The sequence below is a fragment of the Pseudomonas morbosilactucae genome (assembly GCF_023241715.1).
GTDB lineage: Bacteria > Pseudomonadota > Gammaproteobacteria > Pseudomonadales > Pseudomonadaceae > Aquipseudomonas > Aquipseudomonas morbosilactucae.
This window is the reverse complement of the sequence record NZ_JALQCW010000005.1, coordinates 101,829-124,820: the sequence shown is the minus strand read 5'-3', so window position 1 is coordinate 124,820 and position 22,992 is coordinate 101,829. Positions and strand designations below refer to the sequence as shown.

Here is a 22,992-nt window from a genome sequence, read left to right as displayed (position 1 = left end):
CTTGGCCAGGGCAGCAGCGTTTATCAGTCATTTGGCGAAGATCTCCAGCAAACGTGGAGCGATCTTATCCAATGGGCGAATTTCTACCGCAGCGTCGATGGCCGCTGCCGCCTTGGGCATGCCATACACCGCACTGCTGTTCTGGTCCTGGGCAATGGTCAGGTAGCCCTGGTCACGCATCAGCTTCAGGCCCTGGGCGCCGTCGCGGCCCATGCCGGTCAGCAGCACGCCGACCGCATCGCCGTTCCAGTAACTGGCGACGCTTTCAAAAAACACATCGATCGACGGCCGATAGATCTCGTTGACCGGTTCGGCGGTGTACGCCAGGGTGCCGTTCTTCAACAGGCGGATGTGATGGTTGGTGCCGGCCAGCAGCACGGTGCCGGGTTGCGGCGGCTCGCCCTCACGGGCCAGGCGCACTTGCAGGCCCGAGGCACTGCTGAGCCATTCGGCCATGCCGGCGGCGAACACCTGGTCCACGTGCTGGACCAGCACAATGGCCGCGGAGAAATCCGTGGGCAACCCTTTGAGCAACACTTCCAGGGCCGCTGGGCCGCCGGCGGACGAACCGATGGCCACCAGGCTCTGGCGCGGCGCCTGGGTGCGCAGCGGTGTGGCCACCGAACGCACGCGGCTGCCGCGCTGGCCGATCAGCCAACCGATATTGAGGATCTTGCGCAACAACGGCGCTGCCGCTTCCTGAGCATTGCCGGCGCCCAGGGCCGGGGTGTCGACCACGTCCAGGGCGCCGTGGCCCATGGCCTCGAACACCCGGTGCACATTCTGCTGGCGGTCCACAGTGACGATGACAATGGCGCAGGGCGACTCGGCCATGATCCGCCGCGTCGCTTCCACGCCATCCATCACCGGCATGATCAGGTCCATGAGAATCAGGTCCGGGGTGAGCTGGGCGCAGCACTGCACCGCCTCGGCGCCATTGCTGGCCACCCACACCACTTCGTGGCTCGGGTCGAACGCCAGGGCACGCCGCAGCGCCTCTACCGCCATGGGCATATCGTTGACGATGGCTATCTTCATGCCCGCGCGCCTCCAATCAGTTCCACCACCGCATCCAGCAGAGCGTCATCATGGAAACTGGCTTTGGCTAGATAGTAGTCGGCTCCGGCATCCAGTCCACGGCGACGGTCTTCTTCTCGATCCTTGTAAGACACCACCATCACCGGCAACGACTGCAGACGATTATCGCGACGCAAGAGTGTGACCAATTCAATACCATCCATTCGAGGCATATCGATGTCAGTGATCAGCAAGTCGAAAGTTTCAGCACGCAGGGCGTTCCAGCCGTCCATGCCATCCACCGCCACGGCCACGTCGTAGCCGCGATTGAGCAGCAGCTTGCGCTGCAACTCCCGCACCGTCAGCGAGTCGTCGACCACCAGGATACGTTTGCGCGCAACCTCGGCCTGGGTGTGCTTGTGCCGGGCGATACGCTCCAGGCGGCCAGTGTTGAGCAGCTTGTCCACCGAACGCAGCATGTCTTCGACGTCGACAATCAGCACCACCGAACCGTCATCGAGCAAGGCACCGGCGGAAATGTCCTGGACTTTGCCCAGGCGCTCATCCAGGGGCAGCACCACCAGGGTGCGCTCGCCGACAAAGCCCTCGACGGCAATCCCGTAGACCGCATCGCGCTCGCGGATCACCACCACCTTGAGGCTTTGCTCATTGCTCTGGGCGGCCGGCCGTTGCAGCAATTGACTGGCGGCCACCAGGCCCACGTGCCGGCCTTCGTGCCAGAAATGCTGGCGCCCTTCCACTTGGACAATGTCGTCCGGCCCCAAATCGCACATGCGCTCGATATGGGCCAGCGGGAACGCATAGGCTTCATCACCCACGGTCACCACCAGGCTGCGCACCACCGACAGGGTCAGCGGCACTTCCAGGTGAAAGCGGCTGCCCTGACCGCTGCTCTGTTCCAGCCCCACGGCACCGCGCAGCTGGCGCACGCTGTGTTGCACGGCGTCCAGGCCAACCCCCCGGCCCGACACCTCGGTGACCTTGTCCCGCAGGCTGAAACCTGGCAGGAACAGGAACGTCAGCAGTTCCTCTTCACTCAACTGGGCAACGGTGTCGGCCGTGGACAATTGGCGCTCGATGACGTTTTTGCGCAGGCGTGGCAGGTCCACGCCATGGCCGTCGTCACTCAGTTCCAGCACCAGCAGGCCGGCCTGGTGGGACGCACGCAAGCGAATCAACCCCTCGGCGGGCTTGCCGGCCGCCAGCCGCTGCTCAGGCAGCTCAATGCCATGGTCGACGGCGTTGCGCAGCAGATGGGTCAACGGCGCTTCAAGCTTTTCCAGCACGTCACGGTCGACCTGAGTCTTTTCACCTTCGATTTCCAGGCGCACCTGCTTGCCCAGGCTACGGCCCAAATCCCGGACCATGCGTACTTGCCCCGTCAGCACATCGGCAAAGGGCCGCATGCGGCACGCCAAGGCGGTGTCATAGAGCACTTGGGCCCGCTGACTGCTCTGCCAGCCGAACTCATCCAACTCAGCGGTCTGCTCGGCCAGCAGTTGCTGGGACTCGGCCAGCAACCGGCGGGTTTGCGCCAAGGCTTCCTGGGCTTCCAGGCTCAGGGTCTGGGTATCGAGGTGCAGATTGAGGTTTTCCAGGGCCCGCAGGCTGCCACTCTGCATACGCTTGAGGCGCTGCAGGTTGGCCAGGTAAGGCTTGAGCCGCTGGCTTTCGACCAGGGACTTGCTGGACAGGTCCAGCAGGCTGTTCAAACGTTCGGCGGTCACCCGCAACACCCGCTCGCCGCCTTCCGCCGGGCGTTTGCCTTGGCGTGAGACTGCAGGCTGGACGGGCTCCGGCGGCGCCTCCACCGGCAAGGGCTCGGGTGCTGACGGGACCTGAGGCTCGGGTTGAAGTTCGGCTGGAAGTTGAAGCTGTAGCGCCAGTTCAGCGTCCAGCGCCAGGACCGCCGCGGCATTGGGCGGTGTTGAGGGCGCATCGACCTTGGTCAGCGTCGGCGCCTGGGCTCCTGGGGCTGACGGCGCCAGCAAAGCCTCCATCAAGGCCACATAGGCGCTGATATCCCCCGCCCCGGTGTTGCTTCCGGGGGTGGCAATGCGCATCAACAAATCCGTGCCCTGGAGCAAGGCATCGATGTGTTCGGGCAGCAGGTACAGGCGGCCTTCCTGGGCACTGACCAGGCAGTCCTCCATCACATGGGCCACGCTGACGCCGGCATCCACCCCGACAATACGCGCCGCGCCCTTGAGGGAGTGGGCGGCGCGCATGCAGGCTTCCAACTGGTCGGCCTGGGTCGGGTTACGCTCCAGGGCCAGCAACCCGGCGCTGAGCACCTGGGTCTGGGCCTCGGCCTCCAGGCTGAAGAGTTCCAACAATGAGGCATCGCGCATCTGTTCGGGGGTCATGTCAGGCTCCGGGTCACGGCCGAGAGCAACTGCTCTTGATCCAGCAGGCGCAGGCTGCGCCCCTTCCACTGCAACACACCCAGGGTGTAGCGGGCGCTGGCGTGCTGACCCGAGAGGGACGCGGCCTGCAGGCTGCGCTCTTCAATGGCGTGAATGCCGTCCACCTCATCCACCGGCACCACCACCGGGCCGCCCTGGGCGGCAATGATCAGCATGCGCGGCATCACCCGCCCGCCAGCGGCCACATTCTCCGCCGGCCCGAGCCCAAGCAGCTCCGCCAGGGACAGGCAGGCCACCAGGGCCCCGCGCACATTGGCGACCCCGAGCAAAGCCCGCGAGCGCTGATGGGGCAAGGAGTGAATCACCTGCTGCGGTGCCACCTCCACCAGGCAGCGGGTGGGCAGCCCCAGCCACTCCTCGCCCAGCCGGAACATCAGCAGTGAACGGGTGGCGACGTCGCTCTCCACAGGCGGCGCCTGGGAGCGGTCGCGGTCGTCCTGTAGCAACGAATAGCGGTCCAGCAGGCGGGTGGCGGCAGCCGAATACACGCCACAGTTGCGGCAATGAATATGCTCGGGCAGCAACGGGCAAGACTTGTCCCCGTGAATACCGATGCGGTTCCAGCAGTCATCGATGGCCTGGGCATCGGCATGGATCAGGTTGGATGTGTAGGCCTGAGTCATAGGTTGCCCTCATTCTCGGTACCGCGAGCACTGCGGGCGGCCCGCGCCTGCAGGCGCCGGGCTCCAGCGGCGTCGCCCTGGGAGGCGAGCAACGCCGCCAGGTGGGCCAGGGTTTCGGCGTGCTGCGGGTCCAGGTACAGCGCCTTGCGGTACAGGGCCTGGGCCTGCGGGGCATCGCCGGCGACGTCACTGAGCAAACCCTGCCAATAAAAGACCTCGGCCACCGGCTCGTACTGACGCAGGTACTGCTCGCAGGCCGCTTTGGCCTCCGCGCTCTTGCCGCCATTGGCCAGGGCGGCAATCGTTGCCAACAGCGCCGGGGCTTCACCCACTGCGGCAGCCGGGCCCGCACGGGTCGGCAGCTTCGTGCTGGCAAAGGGGCGTTGGCGCACGGGTGCCGCGGCGAGGCTGCGCGGCACTGGAGGCAAGGGGACGGACGCACGGGGGGCCGGGGCGATGGGCAGCGGTTCAGGGGGCGGGGCCGGCTGGCGGCTGAAGGCAAACGACTGGGCAATGCCGATCGAACGCATGCCCAGGCGGCCCAACAGGCTGCCTTCGGCGGGGCCGATAAACAGCACGCCCTCGACGTGGGTCAGGCGCTTGAGCACCTCGAACACCTGACGCTGGGTCGGCTGATCGAAATAGATCAACAGGTTGCGGCAGAACACAAAGTCATAGGCCGGTTCGCTGGCCAGCAACCCCGGATCCAGGACATTACCCACTTGCAAATGCACCTGTTCACGAACCCGGGCACTGAGTTGATAACGCTCGCCCTCGGCACTGAAATGCCGCTCACGAAAATCGCTGTCCTGGCCACGAAACGAGTTCCGGCCATACACGCCACGGCGTGCACGCTCCACCGAAAGTGGGCTGACGTCGAGCCCCTGGACCTTGAATTGGTGAGGTGCAAAACCGCCATCCAGCAGGGCCATGGCAATGGAGTAAGGTTCCTCGCCGGTGGAACACGGCAGGCTGAGAATACGCAGGGCGCGCATGCCCTTGAGCTCGGCCAGGCGCGCCTGGGCCAGCTTGACCAGGGTGGCAAAGGACTCCGGATAACGGAAAAACCAGGTTTCCGGAACGATCACGCCCTCGATCAGCGCTTGTTGCTCATCCCGGGAGTTTTGCAGCAGCAACCAGTACTCATCGACGCTGGGCAGCTGCAAGGCCTGGCTGCGCTGGCGCACCGCGCGCTCGATGATCGCCGGCCCCACGGAGGCGACATCCAGGCCAATGCGCTGCTTGAGAAAATCAAAGAAACGCTGATCGCCGCTCATGGCAACACCTCAAGCGTCTCGGGGTCCAGGGGCGGCGTGGAGAACAACAGGTTGCGTACCTCGGCGCCGAGCAAGGCCTCGACCCGTACCCACTGCAACAACCCCTGGGCGTCCTCGCGCACCGGTCCCAGGTAAGGCGTGGCACGGTTGTCCAGGCCACTGGGCCGGAACTCTGCCGGGTCGCAGCGCAGGGTGTCATTGGCCTGTTCGAGAATCAGCCCGAGCAAACGCGCCGGTTGCAGGGGCTCGGCCGGATAGTGCACCAGCACCAGGCGGGTGCTTGTGCGCAAGCGTGCCGGCTGGCCGAAGCTCAGGGCGCTGAGGTCGATGACCGGCACCACCACGCCACGGTAGGCGAAGATCCCGGCGACCCAGGCCGGCGCCTGGGCCAGTGGCTTGAGGGGCAGCCGCGGCAGCACTTCGACCACCTCGGTGGCTCGCAGGGCATAACGCTCCTCGCCAATACGGAAGACCAGGAACAGCACCGCCTTGTGCTCCGCCCCCGGGCCGCGTTTCACCGCGAACTCGCTCATCAGACTTTGAAACGCGAGACGCCGCTACGCAGCCCCACGGCCACCTGGCTCAGCTCGTCGATGGCAAAGCTGGCCTGGCGCAGGGACTCCACGGTCTGGCTGCTGGCATCGCCCAGTTGCACCAGGGCGTGGTTGATCTGCTCGGCACCGGTGGCCTGGGCCTGCATGCCTTCATTGACCATCAACACCCGCGGCGCCAGCGCCTGGACCTGATGAATGATCTGCGACAGTTGCTCACCGACTTGCTGCACCTCTGCCATGCCCCGGCGCACTTCTTCGGAGAACTTGTCCATGCCCATGACCCCGGCCGACACCGCCGACTGGATCTCACGGACCATCTGCTCGATGTCGTAGGTGGCCACGGCGGTCTGGTCCGCCAGGCGTCGCACTTCGGTGGCGACCACGGCAAAGCCGCGACCGTACTCGCCGGCCTTCTCGGCCTCGATGGCGGCATTGAGGGACAACAGGTTGGTCTGGTCGGCGACCTTGACGATGGTCACCACCACTTGGTTGATGTTGCCGGCCTTCTCGTTGAGGATCGCCAGTTTGGCGTTCACCAGGTCGGCGGCGCCCATCACCGAATGCATGGTGTCTTCCATCCGGGCCAGGCCCTGCTGGCCGGAACCGGCGAGGACCGAGGCCTGATCGGCGGCGGTGGAGACCTCGGTCATGGTGCGCACCAGATCCCGGGAGGTGGCGGCAATTTCCCGCGAGGTGGCACCGATTTCAGTGGTCGTGGCCGCTGTTTCAGTGGCCGTGGCCTGCTGTTGCTTGGAGGTCGCGGCAATTTCCGTGACCGAGGTGGTGACCTGCACCGACGAGCGCTGGGCCTGGGACACCAGGGCCGTGAGCTCGGTCATCATGTCGTTGAAGCCGGTTTCCACCGCGCCGAACTCGTCCTTGCGCTCCAGGTTCAAGCGTCCGCTCAGGTCGCCGGTGCGCATGATGTCGAGGATTTCCACGATGCGGTTCATCGGCGCCATGATGGCGCGCATCAGCAACAGCCCGCACACGCCCGCCGCCAGCACCGCCAGCAACAGCGACACACCCATGCTGACCTTGGCCGCAGTCACCGCGTCACCAATCGCCAGGGTGGCCTTGTTGGCAGCCTCGCTGTTGTTCTCGATCACCTCGTTGAGGTGCTTGCGCCCGTCGATCCAGGCCGGGGTCAGCTCCAGTTGCAGGACTTGCTGGGCCTGGCTGAAATCCTTGCTCTGGTACAGGTCCAGGACCTTGGTCAGGATCTGGTTGTAGGTTTGGTGCCGACGCTCGAAATCATCGAATGCCGCCTGATCATCCTTGTCGAAAACGGTCGCCTGGTAACTGGCCATTTCCTTGACCAGGCGTTGTTCGAACTCTTTGAAGCGCAACTGATCTTCGGTGCTGATCGGATGATTCTCGGACAGGCCGACAATCTGCTGGGTCAGCACGTAGCTGTCGACCCACGCACTGCGGATCATGGAGCTGGCATACACCCCGGGGACTGAGTCGGTGCGAACTTTCTCTTCACTGACTTCGATCTTCAACAGTCGCGAGTACGAGACCACGACCATCAACAGCATGATCGCGATGATCACCGCAAAGCTCGCCAAGATGCGTTGGCGCAACGTCCAGTTCTTCACAGTCAGTCCTCGGGGCCATTCAAAAATGCGGGCAGTATAGCCGAGGGCGAGCCATCGTTTACTGACAGGTTTGCCAACCCGGTCGCAGTCGGCGCGAAGCGGCAATCTGCTCTGGCTGGCTACTCTCCGCCAAGTTAATAGCCATTTGCCAGCGCTGTTTCGGCAAATACCGCTGGCATACCGGCCGCAAAAAAAAAACGGCACCGGGGGACTCCCGACGCCGTGGTGTGTATCAAGCAGCCTGTTACACCGAGGCTTGGCGCACCTGACGCTCCAGTTCCAGCTTCAGCCCGGGCTCCAGCTTGAGCTGGCGGGCCAGTTCGTCCAGGTAGGACTTTTCCATGAAGTTCTCTTCATCCACCAGCATCACGCTGGCGATGTACATCTCGGCAGCCATTTCCGGAGTGCTGGCGGCCCGGGCCACTTCCACCGGGTCCAGGGGTTTGTTGAGTTCATCATGCAGCCAGCGTTGCAGCTCCTGGTCATTGTCCAGGCGAGTGAACTCGCCTTCGATCAGTGCGCGCTCACGCTCGTCCACATGGCCGTCGGCCTTGGCCGCCGCCACCAGAGCCTTGAGGATGCCCTGGCTGTGCTGCTCGGCCTGCTGCGGCGGCAGGCGGTCGATGGTTTGCGGCTCGTGAGCCGGTGCCTTGCCCTGCTGCGCCTGCCAGTTGCCGTAGGCTTTGTAGGCCAGCACCCCGAGGGCCGCGAGGCCGCCGTAGGTCAGGGCCTTGCCGCCAAAGCTGCGGGCCTTTTTGTTACCCAGCAACAGGCCCATGGCCCCGGCGGCCAGGGCCCCGCCGCCCGCCCCGGAAAGCAGGCTGCCCAGGCCACCGGAGCCTTGGCCACCGAGCAGACTGCCCAGCCCGCCTTGCGCCGGCTTCTTGTGCTGGCTGCCTGCCGCCTTGTCCTGCAGCAATTGCTGGCCGGATTTGAGCAATTGATCGAGCAATCCACGGGTGTTCATCGCTAGCCTCCAGAAAATCGTGTCGCGCGGATAAATAAGGCCACCAGCCTAAAGGGAAGTGCCGTGCTCCTTTGCGGCAGAGTGCTTCTGAATGTTGCTTGGCCCAGCGCGGCTGAAAAGCCCTCGGGCAGCCCCTCGATTAAAAAGATATACACTGCGAAAAATCGATAAAAACGCCCGGTACCCGCCCCCCATGATGACCCTGCGCCAGATCCGTCACTTCATCGCCGTGGCCGAGACCGGCTCGATCTCGGCCGCCGCCCAGGCGGTGTTCATTTCCCAATCCACCCTGACCCTGGCCATCCAGCAACTGGAGCAGGAAATTGGCGTGACCCTGTTCAACCGCCACGCCAAGGGCATGACCCTGACCCACCAGGGTCACCAGTTCCTGCGCCAGGCGCACCTGATCCTGGCCACCGTGGACAACGCCAAGCGCAGCCTGCAGCAGAGCACCGACCAGGTGGCCGGGCAGTTGATCATCGGTGTGACCAGCCTGGTGGCCGGTTATTACCTGGCCGACCTGCTGACGCGCTTCCAACGCGCCTACCCCAATGTGGAAATCCGCGTGATGGAGGATGAGCGCCCCTACATCGAGCACTTGCTGGTCAGTGGCGAGATCGACGTCGGGGTGCTGATTGTGTCCAACCTGGAAGACCGCCACGCCCTGCAAACCGAAGTCCTGACCCATTCGCCCCATCGCCTGTGGCTGCCGGCCCAGCACCCGCTGCTGGAACACGACAGCATCAACCTGGCGGATGTGGCACGCGAACCGCTGATCCAGCTCAACGTCGATGAAATGGACCGCAACGCCCAGCGCATGTGGACCGGCACCGGCCTGCAGCCACGCATCACCCTGCGCACGGCGTCCACCGAAGCGGTGCGTAGCCTGGTGGCGGCGGGCCTCGGGGTATCGATCCAGCCGGACATGACCTACCGCCCCTGGTCCCTGGAAGGCGACATCATTGAAGCACGGCCCCTGGCGGACCTGAGCCAGACCCTGGATGTTGGCCTGGCCTGGCGTCGCGGCACCGCGCGCCCCGCCCTGGTGGACCCATTCCTCACCGTGGCCCGGGAGCAGCCCCACGGTGGGCGCAAGCTATCTATTTAATCGAACGCCGCATTCAGTATTTAGTATTTGTCGACCACCGGCCGCGCTACTAGTCTCTGTGCATTCCTGATAGAGCAGGCCCGGTCCCCAGCCCAGGGAACCCCCATGGCCCCATCCGCAAAGAGAACCCGCACAATGGCCGGCGCCCACCCCCCTTTGTTCACTGCGCTGTTGATCGATGGTGAACTGGTCGCTGGCCAGGGCGCGGTCGAACCCATCCTCAACCCGGCCACTGGCGAAGTCTTGACGCAGATCGCCGAGGCCAGCACCGAGCAAGTGGAAAGCGCGATCCTCGCCGCCCACCGGGCCTTTGCCGGCTGGTCGCGGACCACGCCGCAACAACGTTCGAACATCCTCCTGGCCATCGCCGACGCCGTGGAAAAACAGGCCGACCAGCTGGCGCGCCTGGAATCCTTGAACTGCGGCAAACCCCTGCACCTGGCCCGTCAGGACGACTTGAACGCCACGGTCGATGTGTTCCGCTTCTTCGCCGGCGCCGTGCGCTGCCAGACCGGGCAATTGGCCGGCGAATACCTGCCGGGCTATACCAGCATGGTGCGCCGCGACCCGATCGGCGTGGTCGCCTCCATCGCGCCCTGGAACTACCCGATCATGATGGCGGCGTGGAAGATCGCCCCGGCCCTGGCCGCCGGCAACACCCTGGTGTTCAAACCCTCGGAACACACCCCCCTGTCGATCCTGGCCCTGGCGCCGACCCTCGCCCAACTGCTGCCCCGCGGAGTGATCAATATTCTCTGCGGCGGGGGCGAAGGTGTGGGCAGCCATTTGGTCAGCCACCCGAAAGTGCGCATGGTGTCCCTGACCGGGGACATCGTCACTGGGCAGAAAATCCTCCAGGCCGCCGCCAAGACCTTGAAGCGCACCCACCTGGAACTGGGCGGCAAGGCCCCGGTGATCGTCTGCAACGACGCCGACCTTGAAGCGGTGATCGACGGCGTACGCAGCTACGGTTACTACAACGCCGGCCAGGACTGCACCGCCGCCTGCCGGGTCTATGCCCAGGCGGGCATTCACGATCGCCTGGTGGCGGAACTGGGCGCAGCGGTCAGCAGCTTGCGCTTTGCCAGCAAGCGCGACAGCGACAACGAGATCGGCCCGCTGATCAGCACCCGCCAGCGCGACCGCGTGGCCAGCTTTGTCGAACGCGCCTTGGGCCAGCCCCATATCGAACGCATCACCGGCGCCGCCGTGCATTCCGGCGCCGGCTTTTATTACCAGCCGACCCTGCTCGCCGGCTGCCGACAGAACGATGAAATCGTCCAGCGCGAAGTCTTTGGCCCCGTGGTCACCGTGACCCGCTTCGACGAATTGGAGCAGGCGGTGGACTGGGCCAACGACTCGGAATACGGCCTGGCCTCCTCGGTCTGGACCCAGAACCTGGACAAGGCCATGCAAGTGGCCGCGCGCCTGCAATACGGCTGCACCTGGATCAACAGCCATTTCATGCTCGCCAGTGAAATGCCCCACGGCGGCCTGAAACGCTCCGGCTACGGCAAAGACCTGTCCAGCGACTCACTGCAGGATTACAGCGTGGTGAGGCATGTGATGGCGCGCCATGGCGCGGCGTTTTGAGCGCTAAGCTGCAAGCTACAAGGAACGGCCGTACCGCCTTGAAGCTTGCCGCTTGCAACGTGCAGCTCGCCCCAATAACAACTAGCCACACCGCTTTTGCTCCAACTGCCCCGACCATAATTAAAGTAGAGGGAACCCCGATGTCCGCGCACAAGACTGCAATGCTCAGTGCTCTTACCACCGCCCTGCTGGCCAGCGCCAGCCTGCAGGCCGCCGAACCGTTGAAAGCCGTGGGCGCGGGTGAAGGCCAGTTGGATATCGTCGCCTGGCCCGGCTACATCGAACGCGGCGAGAGCGACAAGAGTTACGACTGGGTCACCGGCTTCGAGAAGGAAACCGGGTGCAAGGTCAACGTCAAGACCGCCGCCACGTCCGACGAAATGGTCAGCCTGATGGCCAAGGGTGGCTACGACCTGGTCACCGCGTCCGGCGACGCGTCGCTGCGGCTGATCGTCGGCAAGCGCGTGCAGCCGATCAACACCGACCTGATCCCCAACTGGAAAAGCATCGACCCGCGGCTCAAGGACGGGCCTTGGTACGTGGTCAACAAACAGGTGTACGGCACGCCCTACCAGTGGGGCCCCAACGTGCTGATGTACAACACCAACGTGTTCAAAGAGGCGCCCACCAGCTGGGGCGTGGTCTTCGAGGCGCAGAACCTGCCGGACGGCAAGCCCAACAAGGGCCGGGTCCAGGCCTACGACGGGCCGATCTACATCGCCGACGCGGCGCTGTACCTCAAGGCCAAACAGCCTGAACTGGGGATCAAGAACCCCTACGAACTGACCGAAGCGCAGTACAAGGCCGTGCTCGACCTGTTGCGCGCCCAGCAGCCGCTGATCCACCGTTACTGGCACGACGCAACGGTGCAGATGAGCGACTTCAAGAACGAAGGCGTGGCCGCCTCCAGCACCTGGGGCTACATGGTCAACGGCCTGCAGGCCGACAAGCAGCCCGTGGCCTCGACCATTCCCAAGGAGGGCGTGACCGGCTGGGCCGACACCACCATGTTGCACGCCGAGGCCAAGCACCCGAACTGCGCCTACAAGTGGATGGACTGGTCGCTGCAACCCAAGGTCCAGGGCGATGTGGCGGCCTGGTTCGGTTCGTTGCCCGCGGTCCCGGCGGCCTGCACCGGCAGCGAGTTGCTGGGGGCCGAAGGGTGCAAGACCAACGGTTTCGACCAGTTCGAGAAGATCGCCTTCTGGAAAACCCCGCAGGCCGAGGGCGGCAAGTTCGTCCCTTACAGCCGCTGGACCCAGGACTACATCGCGATCATGGGCGGCCGCTAGTACACCTTCGCGCGTTCCCACCGGCACCTGGGAACGCGGTTCGTGATGCCCCACCGACCTCAGCCGGCGCCTGGCGTCCGCTGAGGCCTGCCCACGCAGAGCGCGGGACCGATCATTCATTTCAGCGTTTCAGGCACCGCCTGCGATAGGCCCTGCCCTTTCGGAGCACCGCACCATGACCCTTGCAGTCCAGTTCACCCACGTTTCCCGCCAGTTCGGCGAGGTCAAGGCCGTAGACCGGGTGTCCATCGATATCCAGGACGGCGAGTTCTTTTCCATGCTCGGCCCTTCCGGCTCGGGCAAGACCACCTGCCTGCGCCTGATCGCCGGCTTCGAACAGCCCAGCGAAGGCTCGATCCGCATCCACGGTGCCGAAGCCGCCGGGCTACCGCCCTACCAACGCGACGTCAACACGGTGTTTCAGGACTACGCCCTGTTCCCCCACATGAACGTGCGCGACAACGTGGCCTACGGCCTGAAAGTCAAAGGCGTGGCTAAGGCCGAACGCCTGGAACGGGCCGAAGAAGCCCTGGCCATGGTGGCCCTGGCCGGTTACGGCGAGCGCAAGCCGGTGCAGCTTTCCGGCGGTCAGCGCCAGCGCGTGGCCCTGGCCCGGGCCCTGGTCAACCGCCCACGCGTATTGCTGCTGGACGAACCCCTGGGCGCCCTCGACCTCAAGCTGCGCGAGCAAATGCAGGGCGAGCTGAAAAAGCTCCAGCGCCAACTGGGCATCACCTTTATCTTCGTCACCCACGACCAGACCGAAGCCCTGTCCATGTCCGACCGGGTGGCGGTGTTCAACAAGGGCCGCATCGAGCAGGTGGACACCCCGCGCAACCTCTACATGAGGCCCGCCACCACCTTCGTCGCCGAGTTCGTCGGCACCTCCAACGTGATCCGTGGCGACCTGGCCCAGCAACTGGGCGGCAGCCCGCAGCCGTTTTCCATTCGCCCGGAACAGGTGCGCTTCGCCGCCGGGCCGCTGGCCAGCAATGAGGTGGAAGTCAGCGGCTTGCTGCACGACATCCAGTACCAGGGCAGCGCCACTCGCTACGAGCTGAAGCTGGACAACGGCCAGACCCTGAACCTCAGCCAGGCCAATAACCAGTGGCAGGACAACGGCGCCCAGCACCCGATCGGCGAGCGCCTGAACGTGCGCTGGGCCCGGGAAGCCATGACGCCGCTGAGCGACACCCTGGCGAGCGGGGCCTGACATGAACAGCCTGCCCCTGACTCAAGGCAAGGCCGACAGCTCAACGCTGCGGCGCTTCGCCAACCTGCTGTACCGCCGCCCCAACCTGTACCTGGCGCTGTTGCTGGTGCCGCCGCTGATCTGGTTTGGCGCGATCTACCTGGGCTCCTTGCTGGCCCTGCTGTGGCAAGGCTTCTACACCTTCGACGACTTCACCATGGCGGTCACCCCGGACCTGACCCTGGGCAACTTCGCCGCGCTGTTCCAACCGGCCAACTTCGACATCATCCTGCGCACCCTGGGCATGGCCGTGGCGGTGTCCATCGCCAGCGCGGTGCTGGCCTTCCCCATCGCCTACTACATGGCGCGCTACACCAGCGGCAAGACCAAGGCGTTTTTCTACATCGCGGTGATGATGCCAATGTGGGCCAGCTACATCGTCAAGGCCTATGCCTGGACCCTGCTGCTGGCCAAGGGCGGCGTGGCCCAGTGGTTCGTCCAGCACCTGGGGCTGGAACCGCTGCTGCAACTGATCCTGGGCATTCCCGGGGTGGGTGGCAGCACCTTGTCGACCTCGCACCTGGGGCGCTTCCTGGTGTTCGTCTACATCTGGCTGCCGTTCATGATCCTGCCGATCCAGGCGGCCCTGGAACGCCTGCCGCCGTCCCTGCTCCAGGCCTCGGCGGACCTGGGGGCCACGCCGCGCCAGACCTTTATGCAAGTGATCCTGCCGCTGTCGATCCCGGGGATCGCCGCCGGTTCGATCTTCACCTTCTCCCTGACCCTGGGGGACTTCATCGTCCCGCAACTGGTGGGCCCGCCCGGCTACTTCATCGGCAGCATGGTCTACGCCCAGCAAGGGGCGATCGGCAACATGCCCATGGCCGCCGCCTTCACCCTGGTGCCCATCGTGCTGATCGCCATTTACCTGTCCATCGTCAAACGCCTGGGGGCCTTCGATGCGCTCTAACTCGACACAGCATGGCGACAAAGCCTCCCTCGGCCTGCGGGTCGCGGCCTGGGGCGGGCTGGTGTTCCTGCACTTCCCGATCCTGATCATCTTCCTCTACGCCTTCAACACCGAAGACGCGGCGTTCAGCTTTCCGCCCCAGGGTTTCACCCTGAAGTGGATCAGCGTGGCCTTCTCCCGGCCCGACGTGTTGGAAGCCATCAAGCTGTCGGCGCAGATCGCCGCCATCGCCACCCTGATCGCCATGGTCCTCGGCACCCTGGCCTCGGCGGCGCTGTACCGCCGGGAGTTCTTCGGCAAACAGGGCATCTCGCTGATGCTGATCCTGCCCATTGCCCTGCCCGGGATCATCACCGGCATCGCCCTGCTGGCGACTTTCAAGACCCTGGGCATCGAGCCTGGGATGTTCACCATCATCGTCGGCCACGCCACCTTCTGCGTGGTGATCGTCTACAACAACGTGATCGCCCGGCTGCGGCGCACCTCCCACAGCCTGATCGAGGCGTCCATGGACCTGGGCGCCGACGGCTGGCAGACCTTCCGCTACATCGTCCTGCCCAATCTCGGCTCGGCCCTGCTGGCCGGCGGCATGCTGGCGTTCGCCTTGTCGTTCGACGAAATCATCGTCACCACCTTCACCGCCGGCCATGAACGCACCCTGCCGCTGTGGCTGCTCAACCAACTCAGCCGGCCGCGGGACGTACCGGTGACCAACGTGGTGGCCATGCTGGTGATGCTGGTGACCATGCTGCCGATCCTCGGCGCCTATTACCTGACCCGTGGCGGCGAAAGCGTCGCCGGCAGCGGCGGCAAATAACCCAACCTTCCAGGAGCCGGCTGGCCGGCCATGCGTCTTCGACGCCGGCTCCTAACGATCGCATCAAGAGAGGAGATGACCATGCAAACCAAGTTGCTGATCAATGGCCAACTGGTTGCCGGCGAAGGCCCGGCCCAGGCAGTGCTCAACCCGTCCCTGGGCCAGGTCCTGGTGGAGATCAACGAAGCCAGCGAAGCCCAGGTGGATGCCGCTGTACGCGCCGCCGACAGCGCTTTCGACAGCTGGTCCCAGACCCCGCCGAAAGACCGCGCCCTGCTGCTGTTGAAACTCGCCGACGCCATCGAAAGCCACGGCGCCGAGCTGGCCAAGCTGGAATCGGACAACTGCGGCAAACCCCTGAGCGCCGCCCTCAACGATGAAATCCCGGCGATTGCCGATGTGTTCCGCTTCTTCGCCGGCGCCAGCCGCTGCATGAGCGGTTCGGCCGGGGGCGAATACCTGCCGGGCCACACCTCGATGATCCGCCGCGACCCGGTGGGGGTGATCGCCTCCATCGCGCCGTGGAACTACCCGTTGATGATGGTCGCCTGGAAAATCGCCCCGGCCCTGGCCGCCGGCAACACCGTGGTGCTCAAGCCTTCGGAGCAAACCCCGCTGACCGCCCTGCGCCTGGCCGAACTGGCCGCCGGGATCTTCCCTGCCGGCGTGCTCAACCTGGTGTTCGGCCGAGGCCCGACAGTCGGCGCGCCGCTGGTGACCCATCCCAAGGTGCGCATGGTGTCCCTGACCGGCTCCATCGCCACCGGCTCGCACATCATTTCCAGCACCGCCGACAGCGTGAAGCGCATGCACATGGAACTGGGGGGCAAGGCGCCGGTGATCATTTTCGACGACGCCGACATCGACGCCGCCGTGGAGGGCATCCGCACCTTCGGTTTCTACAACGCCGGGCAGGACTGCACCGCCGCCTGCCGCATCTATGCCCAGGCCGGCATCTACGAACGCTTCGTCGAGAAACTCGGCGCGGCGGTCAGCAGCATCCAGTACGGCCTGCAGGACGACCCGGCCACCGAACTGGGCCCGCTGATCACCGCCCAGCACCGCGACCGCGTGGCCGGTTTTGTCGAACGGGCCATCGCCCAGCCCCATATCCGCCTGGTCACCGGCGGCAAGGCGGTGCCGGGCGACGGCTTCTTCTTTGAGCCAACGGTGCTGGCCGATGCCCAGCAGGACGACGAGATCGTGCGCCGCGAAGTGTTCGGCCCGGTGGTGTCGGTCACCCCGTTCACCGATGAAGCCCAGGTACTGGGCTGGGCCAACGATTCGGACTACGGCCTGGCCTCCTCGGTGTGGACCGCCGATGTCGGCCGCGCCCATCGCCTGGCCGCGCGCCTGCAATACGGCTGCACCTGGGTCAACACGCACTTCATGCTGGTCAGCGAAATGCCCCACGGCGGGCAGAAACTTTCCGGCTACGGCAAAGACATGTCCATGTACGGGCTGGAGGACTACACCAGCGTGCGCCATGTGATGTTCAAGCACTGACCCCTTCGCCGGTCCACCGGCGCTGGCAACACCACAACAATAACCACCGATCCGGGTTGGGCCGCCAAGGCCCAGCCACGGTGTCGGCCATCCGAAATCTGCCGATTTCCCGGAGAACTCCGCCATGAGTGCAGCACCCGATCTCACCCCAGGCGTCGCCGACAGCGATGCCGAACAGCTCCGCCAACTGGGCTACAGCTCGAACTTCAACCGCAGCATGAGCCTGTGGGAAAACTTCGCCCTGGGCTTCACTTACCTGTCGCCGGTGGTCGGGGTCTACACCCTGTTCGGCCTGTGCCTGGCCGCCGGTGGCCCGCCCATGTTCTGGGCCTACCTGCTGGTGGGTTGCGGGCAGATGCTGGTGTGCCTGATCTTCGGCGAGGTGGTCTCGCAGTTCCCGATTTCCGGCGGTGTCTATCCTTGGGCTCGACGCCTGGTGGGCAAGCGCTGGGCATGGATGGTGGGCTGGATCTATTCCATTGCCCTGTGCGTGACCATCGCCGCCGTGGCGGTGGGCGCCGGCCCCTACCTGGCCGCGATGCTGGGTTTTGAGCCGAACAACAACACCAACATCGTCATAGCCCTGGTGCTGACCCTATTCGCCACCCTGGTCAACCTCAGCGGTACCAAGACCCTGGCACGCATCGCCATGTTCGGCTTCCTCTGCGAACTGGTGGGCGCAGTGATCGTTGGCGTGTACTTGCTGATCTTCGAGCGCCATCAATCCATCAGCGTGCTGTTCAACACCTTCGATATCCGGGTGGACGGTTCCTACCTGCCGGCCTTTCTCACCGCGTCCCTGGCGGGCATGTTTCTCTACTACGGCTTCGAGGCCTGCGGCGACGTGGCCGAAGAAACCCCCAACCCCAGCCAGAAGATTCCGGTGGCCATGCGCATGACCATCTACATCGGCGGCATCGCGGCGATGTTTGCCTGCCTGGCGCTTATTCTCGCCGTACCGGACATGCAGGCGGTGATCGACGGCACCGACAAAGACCCGGTGACCACCATCCTCAACAACGCCTTTGGCAGCTTCGGCTCGAAACTGGTGATGGGCGTGGTGATGATTTCCTTCATCTCGTGCGTCATCAGCCTGCAAGCGGCCGCCAGTCGCCTGTTGTACTCCTACGCCCGGGACGAAATGGTCATCGGCAGCGCCTTGCTCAAGCGCCTCTCCCCCACCACCCAGGTGCCGGTGGCGGCACTGTTCGTCTCCGGCGTGTTGCCGGCCCTGATCATCGCCCTGGGCTTTTTCCTCCAGGACGCGGTGGCGACCATCGTCAGCTTTGCCGCCATCGGCATCTACCTGGCGTTCCAGATGATCGTCCTCGCGGCGCTCTACGCCCGCGCCAAAGGCTGGAAGCCCAGCGGCAAGTTCACCCTCGGTGCGTGGGGCTGGCCGGTGAACCTGGGAGCGCTGGTGTATGGCGTCGGCGCGATTATCAACATGGCCTGGCCACGGACCCCGGACGCGGCCTGGTACAGCAACTACGCCATGGTCCTGAGCACCGCCATCGTCATCGGCCTGGGGCTGTTGTACATGTGGCTGGCCAAGCCGTATGACCACGGCAGCGCCCCAGCGGGCGATGCCTGGACCATTCGCCGCTGAGGTTCGGCGCCCCGGCAAGCACCTGACGCCGGGGCGCCCTTGAGGTGCCCCGGCGCAGGCGCCCCTGGTTCACCCGCCCCGATGCTGAAAAACCTGCACGCCCCGCTCTGGATTCGCCCTCGCGGTTACGGCACTATCCGCCGCCTGAACCTGCCCGACCTCTGGAACCGGGCCACTGAACACACCTCAGGCAGCAAGGACGCGCCCATGCCCTCCCCCCTGTTATCCGCCCGTGACGGGCAGCGCCCCGTGCGGAGCGCCCGGCCATGACGCACAAGTACGATGAGCTGATCCGCCTGGCCACCGCGATCCTCGCCCACAGCCTGGCTGCTGTGGCCTTCTTGCTGATCGATATCTATGGCGTACCGCTGTACGAGCAGTGGTTCGGCGCCATCCGCAAGGCATTCGGCATGGGCATGCTGATCCGCACGCTGTTCGGCCTGTTTATCGCTGTCAACCTGGTGATCGCCATCGTCCCGGTGCTCAAGGTCAAACTGTTTCTGACCCTGCCATTGGTGCTGCTGACGGCTTACGTGCTGTTCCCCCAACACCCGATTCGCGGTTGGGTCTACACCGCCGAGGTCGCCCTGCTGCCCCTGGCGGCGATCTACCTGTCGCGCTGGATGCACCAGCGACTGAGCCCCAGGTCCAACCGAGCCAGCGCGCCATGACCCGTGACACATCACCGGGCCAACACGCCGCCAGTGCAGCCCCCGGCCGCCCCCACGACGCACTGATCCGCGTGCTGACTGCCTTGCTGGCCCACGGCCTGGCGGTGGCGCTGTTTTACCTGGCGCACCTGTTCGGCGTGCCGATCTACCGCCACCTGTTCGGCTCGATCTCCCGCGGCATCGCCCTGGGGCTGGGCAGTTACTACCTGTTTATTCTGTTTATCCTGGTCAACGGCGTGGCCGCCCTGGTGCCCAACCTCAAGCTCAAGCTGGGCCTGGTCCTGCTGCCGGTGCTCGCCAGTGCCTGGATGTTTTTCCCCAACAACCCCATTCGCGGCCTGGTGTACTGCAGCCTGACCGGGATCCTGCCATTACTGGCGATCGGGCTGGCGCAGCGGTTGCACCGGTTGTTCAGCCCCAAGGAGGTGACCCATGGCTAATGGCACGCGCGTAACGGCAACGCTGAAATACCTGACCCTGCTGGGCACGCTGGGCACGTGCGGCCCTAGCCTGGCGACGAGCCTGGAGCAGCAGTTCGCTGACCTGGCCACCTGCCGTGTCGATCAGGTGTACCTCAACCCCGTCGATCAACAACCCAGCGGCGACTACTTCGTGGAACGCCAACTGCTGCCTTGCGACGTCGACGAAGTGGCACGCTACTGCGTCGACGAGCGCTTCCACGGGCTGACGGTGCTTGCCGTGGCGATTCCCTACCGCGGGCCGTTCTCGGTGCATGCCCTGTACTTCAAGGACGATGTGGCCAGCGTGCGCACCCGCCTTGGCCCAGGCTTCGACGGTGACGGCATCCACCAGCCCCGCTTGATGGCCGACCGACAGAACCCCAGCGGCTCGGTGCTGTATTGCGACCCGGACAGCCAATGACCCCTTTTGCCCCCTTTCGCCACGGATAGCCCTATGTCCAGATTCCACCACGCCCTGCGCCTGAGCCTGTTGAGCCTGGCCTTCAGTGCCGGGGCCCAGGCCGCCGAGCCCGCTTGCCCCTCCTCAGACCTGAAAAGCTTTGTCCAGGCCTTCGCCACAAACCCCGAGTTGCAGACCGCCTTCAGCGCCTCACCCTTGGTCGAGCAGCGCCCGGCCTACGATGACCGCGGCCGCAGCGTGACCGTGCGGCAAAAACTGTCGGCCCTGCCGGAGGGTGCCCTGGCGCTGCTGGATCCCCAGGCACAGGCCCGGGCGGCCTGCAAAGCTTCTGGGTCGATGAGCAGACCCTGGTGGTCCACGATCAATTGGGGGATGTGCTACAGGCCTTTGTGTTCAAGCAGAACAGCTGCTGGAACCTGGCCCGTATCGAACAGTGGTCAGTGGAGTCGATGCTCAATGAGCGCGCGCCGGCCAACGAAACCGCGCTGCAACGCAAGCTGCGCAAGGGCTCGCTGTACGAAGGCTTTGGCGCGCGGGAACAGTACCTGCTGACCCCTTATTTCTTCGAGCTGGCCCAACGCATCGACCTCGACGCCGCCGCCCAGGGCTCGGCCGAAGGTGCAGTACGGGCAGTGGTACTCGGCTATTCGGGCATGTCTCCGGCCGTGCCCCCGGCGCAGATCGAGCAACTGACTTCGACCTACGCCGAGGTCAATGCCGATGCCGCGATGCTGCTGTCGGGTTTCTACTGCCACGGCGGTGACGACGTGTCCGACGAGCCCTGCAAAGACCCGGGCAAGGCCGAAAGCACCTTGCAACAGGCCGCCAAGCGCTTCGATTCGGGGCAGGTGTATTCGGTGCTCGGCAGCGCCTACGCCGACGGCACCTGGGGCGCGAAAGACCAGCCTCGGGCCCTGGCCTGCTACCAACTGGCCGCCGACAAAGGCGACGACGAGGTGCTGCACACCCTGGCCTACTACGCCAAGCAAGGGCTGACCCCGCCGCCCGGAACCCACTGCCTCTGAGGCTGGCGAACCGGCGCGGGGATTTATTTACCAATGGACACATCCTGGAGATTTTTTGCCGTCGGCGAACCGTTTATCCTCTTTGCCCTCTGATAACAGTCCATTGCGTTTGGCCGAAGGCATGACCGAACCTCAATTCGCGACCCCGTGCGCAGCCAGGAAGGGCTCCGGGATCCCAGCCATAAGGTTCACCCATGCACCGCAGGAATCTACTGAAAGCCTCCATGGCCCTCGCGGCCTACACCGGTCTCTCGGCCAGCGGCCTGCTGGCGGCCCGCGCCTGGGCCGGCGCCGCTGATGGCCAGGCAAAAACCTTCGATTTCGAGGGCCTCAAGGCCCAGGCCAAGCAGTTGGCCGGCAGCCGTTATGTCGACACCAAACAGGTGCTGCCGCCGACCCTGGCGACCATGACGCCGCAGAATTTCAACGCCATCCAGTACGACGCCAAGCATTCGCTGTGGAACGAACTCAACGGCCAGTTGGACGTGCAGTTCTTCCATGTCGGCATGGGCTTCAAGCAGCCGGTGCGCATGCACAGCGTCGACCCGCAGACCCGTCAGGCCCGGGAAGTGCACTTCCGGCCACCGCTGTTCAACTACCAGAACACCAGCGTCGACACGGCCCAGCTCAAGGGCGACCTGGGCTTTGCCGGCTTCAAACTGTTCAAGGCCCCGGAGCTGGACAAGCACGACGTGGTGTCCTTCCTCGGCGCCAGCTACTTCCGCGCCGTGGACGCCACCGGCCAATACGGCCTGTCGGCCCGGGGCCTGGCGATCGACACCTACGCCAAGAAGCGTGAAGAATTCCCCGACTTCACCCAGTTCTGGTTCGAGACCCCGGACAAGAACAGCACCCGCTTCGTGGTCTACGCCCTGCTCGACTCGCCGAGTGCCACCGGTGCCTACCGCTTTGATATCGACTGCCAGGCCGAGCGCGTGGTGATGGACATCGACGCCCACGTCAACGCCCGCACCGCCATCGAACAACTGGGCATTGCCCCGATGACCAGCATGTTCAGCTGCGGCAACCACGAACGGCGCATGTGCGACACCATCCACCCGCAGATCCACGACTCCGACCGCCTGGCCATGTGGCGCGGCAACGGCGAGTGGATCTGCCGCCCGCTGAACAACCCGGCCACCCTGCAATTCAACGCCTTCGCCGACACCAACCCGAAAGGCTTTGGCCTGGTGCAGACCGACCACGAGTTCGCCAACTACCAGGACACCGTGGACTGGTACAGCAAGCGCCCAAGCCTGTGGGTCGAGCCCACCACGGCGTGGGGCGAAGGCTCCATCGACCTGCTGGAAATCCCCACCACCGGGGAAACCATGGACAACATCGTGGCCTTCTGGACCCCGAAAAAGCCCGTGGCCGCCGGCGACTCGCTGAACTACGGCTACAAGCTCTACTGGAGCGCCCTGCCACCGGTGAGCACGCCCCTGGCACGGGTCAATGCCACCCGTTCGGGCATGGGCGGTTTTGTCGAAGGCTGGGCCCCGGGGGAGCACTACCCGCCGGTCTGGGCGCGGCGCTTCGCGGTGGATTTCAACGGTGGCGGCCTCGACCGGTTGCCGGCCGGCACCGGGATCGAACCCGTGATCAGCGCCTCCAACGGCCAGATCAAGGACATCCATGTGCTGCCTCTGGACCCCATCAAGGGCTTCCGCATTCTCTTCGACTGGTACCCGACCAACGACAGCGTGGACCCGGTGGAAATGCGCCTGTTTATCCGCACCCAGGACCGTACCCTGAGCGAAACCTGGCTCTACCAGTACTTCCCGCCCGCACCGGACAAACGCAAATACCCGTGATCCGCTGACAGCGATGGCGCCCTAAAG

20 protein-coding genes are annotated in these 22,992 nt (G+C 64.9%); 13 read left to right on the top strand and 7 right to left on the bottom strand.

The window, feature by feature from the left end; translation table 11 throughout:
• Positions 1-27 precede the first annotated feature (27 nt).
• The 7 genes from cheB to M1B34_RS03060 all read right to left on the bottom strand — a co-directional run bounded on the left by cheB (position 28) and on the right by M1B34_RS03060 (position 8,486).
• Complete coding sequence (gene cheB, locus M1B34_RS03090) at positions 28-1,038, bottom strand: chemotaxis response regulator protein-glutamate methylesterase (RefSeq protein ID WP_123336780.1); 1,011 nt, start codon at positions 1,036-1,038, stop codon at positions 28-30.
• Positions 1,035-3,404, bottom strand: coding sequence for a hybrid sensor histidine kinase/response regulator (locus M1B34_RS03085; protein ID WP_268264417.1), 2,370 nt, complete (start codon positions 3,402-3,404; stop codon positions 1,035-1,037). The genes cheB and M1B34_RS03085 overlap by 4 nt, the downstream gene beginning before the upstream one ends.
• Complete coding sequence (locus M1B34_RS03080; protein WP_123336784.1) at positions 3,401-4,087, bottom strand: chemotaxis protein CheW; 687 nt, start codon at positions 4,085-4,087, stop codon at positions 3,401-3,403. The genes M1B34_RS03085 and M1B34_RS03080 overlap by 4 nt, the downstream gene beginning before the upstream one ends.
• On the bottom strand, positions 4,084-5,364 hold the full coding sequence (locus M1B34_RS03075) for a CheR family methyltransferase (RefSeq protein WP_268264416.1): 1,281 nt from the start codon (positions 5,362-5,364) through the stop codon (positions 4,084-4,086). The genes M1B34_RS03080 and M1B34_RS03075 overlap by 4 nt, the downstream gene beginning before the upstream one ends.
• On the bottom strand, positions 5,361-5,897 hold the full coding sequence (locus tag M1B34_RS03070; RefSeq protein WP_268264415.1) for a chemotaxis protein CheW: 537 nt from the start codon (positions 5,895-5,897) through the stop codon (positions 5,361-5,363). Before M1B34_RS03070 ends, M1B34_RS03075 begins: the two co-directional genes overlap by 4 nt.
• Entirely contained in the window at positions 5,897-7,519 is a 1,623-nt protein-coding gene (locus tag M1B34_RS03065) for a methyl-accepting chemotaxis protein (protein ID WP_123336789.1), read from the bottom strand. Before M1B34_RS03065 ends, M1B34_RS03070 begins: the two co-directional genes overlap by 1 nt.
• Positions 7,520-7,763: 244 nt before the next feature.
• Entirely contained in the window at positions 7,764-8,486 is a 723-nt protein-coding gene (locus tag M1B34_RS03060; protein ID WP_268261417.1) for a tellurite resistance TerB family protein, read from the bottom strand.
• 193 nt (positions 8,487-8,679) lie between these two features.
• Here M1B34_RS03060 and M1B34_RS03055 point away from each other — a divergent pair, with 193 nt between their 5' ends.
• From M1B34_RS03055 to M1B34_RS02995, 13 genes are all read left to right on the top strand, one after another.
• Positions 8,680-9,594 (top strand): LysR family transcriptional regulator, encoded by a 915-nt coding sequence (locus tag M1B34_RS03055; RefSeq protein WP_268261418.1) that lies wholly within the window; start codon positions 8,680-8,682, stop codon positions 9,592-9,594.
• Between the two features lie 135 nt (positions 9,595-9,729).
• Positions 9,730-11,187: a gamma-aminobutyraldehyde dehydrogenase gene (locus M1B34_RS03050; RefSeq protein WP_123336795.1), complete on the top strand. Its 1,458-nt coding sequence runs from the start codon at positions 9,730-9,732 to the stop codon at positions 11,185-11,187.
• A gap of 140 nt (positions 11,188-11,327) precedes the next feature.
• Positions 11,328-12,479 (top strand): putative ABC transporter substrate-binding protein YdcS, encoded by a 1,152-nt coding sequence (gene ydcS / locus M1B34_RS03045; protein ID WP_268261419.1) that lies wholly within the window; start codon positions 11,328-11,330, stop codon positions 12,477-12,479.
• Between the two features lie 175 nt (positions 12,480-12,654).
• The gene (locus M1B34_RS03040; protein ID WP_123336798.1) at positions 12,655-13,692 is read left to right on the top strand and encodes an ABC transporter ATP-binding protein; all 1,038 of its coding nucleotides are present in this window, start codon (positions 12,655-12,657) and stop codon (positions 13,690-13,692) included.
• A 1-nt stretch (position 13,693) separates the two neighbouring features.
• Entirely contained in the window at positions 13,694-14,641 is a 948-nt protein-coding gene (locus tag M1B34_RS03035; RefSeq protein WP_123336800.1) for an ABC transporter permease, read from the top strand.
• Entirely contained in the window at positions 14,631-15,458 is an 828-nt protein-coding gene (locus M1B34_RS03030) for an ABC transporter permease (RefSeq protein ID WP_123336802.1), read from the top strand. Before M1B34_RS03035 ends, M1B34_RS03030 begins: the two co-directional genes overlap by 11 nt.
• Positions 15,459-15,539: 81 nt before the next feature.
• Complete coding sequence (locus M1B34_RS03025; protein ID WP_123337509.1) at positions 15,540-16,964, top strand: gamma-aminobutyraldehyde dehydrogenase; 1,425 nt, start codon at positions 15,540-15,542, stop codon at positions 16,962-16,964.
• Positions 16,965-17,088: 124 nt separating this feature from the next.
• Positions 17,089-18,573 (top strand): APC family permease, encoded by a 1,485-nt coding sequence (locus M1B34_RS03020; protein ID WP_268264414.1) that lies wholly within the window; start codon positions 17,089-17,091, stop codon positions 18,571-18,573.
• Positions 18,574-18,839: 266 nt separating this feature from the next.
• On the top strand, positions 18,840-19,244 hold the full coding sequence (locus M1B34_RS03015) for a hypothetical protein (RefSeq protein ID WP_123336808.1): 405 nt from the start codon (positions 18,840-18,842) through the stop codon (positions 19,242-19,244).
• Complete coding sequence (locus M1B34_RS03010) at positions 19,241-19,684, top strand: hypothetical protein (RefSeq protein ID WP_268261423.1); 444 nt, start codon at positions 19,241-19,243, stop codon at positions 19,682-19,684. The genes M1B34_RS03015 and M1B34_RS03010 overlap by 4 nt, the downstream gene beginning before the upstream one ends.
• The gene (locus M1B34_RS03005) at positions 19,677-20,126 is read left to right on the top strand and encodes a hypothetical protein (RefSeq protein ID WP_268261424.1); all 450 of its coding nucleotides are present in this window, start codon (positions 19,677-19,679) and stop codon (positions 20,124-20,126) included. The genes M1B34_RS03010 and M1B34_RS03005 overlap by 8 nt, the downstream gene beginning before the upstream one ends.
• Before the next feature lie 350 nt (positions 20,127-20,476).
• Entirely contained in the window at positions 20,477-21,151 is a 675-nt protein-coding gene (locus M1B34_RS03000) for an SEL1-like repeat protein (RefSeq protein ID WP_268264413.1), read from the top strand.
• 194 nt (positions 21,152-21,345) lie between these two features.
• Entirely contained in the window at positions 21,346-22,965 is a 1,620-nt protein-coding gene (locus M1B34_RS02995) for a glucan biosynthesis protein D (protein WP_268264412.1), read from the top strand.
• Positions 22,966-22,992: the final 27 nt, after the last annotated feature.

Coding starts and splice junctions, on each gene's coding strand:
- cheB (WP_123336780.1), bottom strand. CDS start 1,038: ATGAAGATAGCCATCGTCAACGATATGCCCATGGCGGTAGAGGCGCTG.
- M1B34_RS03080 (WP_123336784.1), bottom strand. CDS start 4,087: ATGACTCAGGCCTACACATCCAACCTGATCCATGCCGATGCCCAGGCC.
- M1B34_RS03035 (WP_123336800.1), top strand. CDS start 13,694: ATGAACAGCCTGCCCCTGACTCAAGGCAAGGCCGACAGCTCAACGCTG.
- M1B34_RS03010 (WP_268261423.1), top strand. CDS start 19,241: ATGACCCGTGACACATCACCGGGCCAACACGCCGCCAGTGCAGCCCCC.
- M1B34_RS03085 (WP_268264417.1), bottom strand. CDS start 3,404: ATGACCCCCGAACAGATGCGCGATGCCTCATTGTTGGAACTCTTCAGC.
- M1B34_RS03070 (WP_268264415.1), bottom strand. CDS start 5,897: ATGAGCGAGTTCGCGGTGAAACGCGGCCCGGGGGCGGAGCACAAGGCG.
- M1B34_RS03060 (WP_268261417.1), bottom strand. CDS start 8,486: ATGAACACCCGTGGATTGCTCGATCAATTGCTCAAATCCGGCCAGCAA.
- M1B34_RS03020 (WP_268264414.1), top strand. CDS start 17,089: ATGAGTGCAGCACCCGATCTCACCCCAGGCGTCGCCGACAGCGATGCC.
- M1B34_RS03005 (WP_268261424.1), top strand. CDS start 19,677: ATGGCTAATGGCACGCGCGTAACGGCAACGCTGAAATACCTGACCCTG.
- M1B34_RS03040 (WP_123336798.1), top strand. CDS start 12,655: ATGACCCTTGCAGTCCAGTTCACCCACGTTTCCCGCCAGTTCGGCGAG.
- M1B34_RS03075 (WP_268264416.1), bottom strand. CDS start 5,364: ATGAGCGGCGATCAGCGTTTCTTTGATTTTCTCAAGCAGCGCATTGGC.
- ydcS (WP_268261419.1), top strand. CDS start 11,328: ATGTCCGCGCACAAGACTGCAATGCTCAGTGCTCTTACCACCGCCCTG.
- M1B34_RS02995 (WP_268264412.1), top strand. CDS start 21,346: ATGCACCGCAGGAATCTACTGAAAGCCTCCATGGCCCTCGCGGCCTAC.
- M1B34_RS03025 (WP_123337509.1), top strand. CDS start 15,540: ATGCAAACCAAGTTGCTGATCAATGGCCAACTGGTTGCCGGCGAAGGC.
- M1B34_RS03055 (WP_268261418.1), top strand. CDS start 8,680: ATGATGACCCTGCGCCAGATCCGTCACTTCATCGCCGTGGCCGAGACC.
- M1B34_RS03050 (WP_123336795.1), top strand. CDS start 9,730: ATGGCCGGCGCCCACCCCCCTTTGTTCACTGCGCTGTTGATCGATGGT.
- M1B34_RS03030 (WP_123336802.1), top strand. CDS start 14,631: ATGCGCTCTAACTCGACACAGCATGGCGACAAAGCCTCCCTCGGCCTG.
- M1B34_RS03015 (WP_123336808.1), top strand. CDS start 18,840: ATGACGCACAAGTACGATGAGCTGATCCGCCTGGCCACCGCGATCCTC.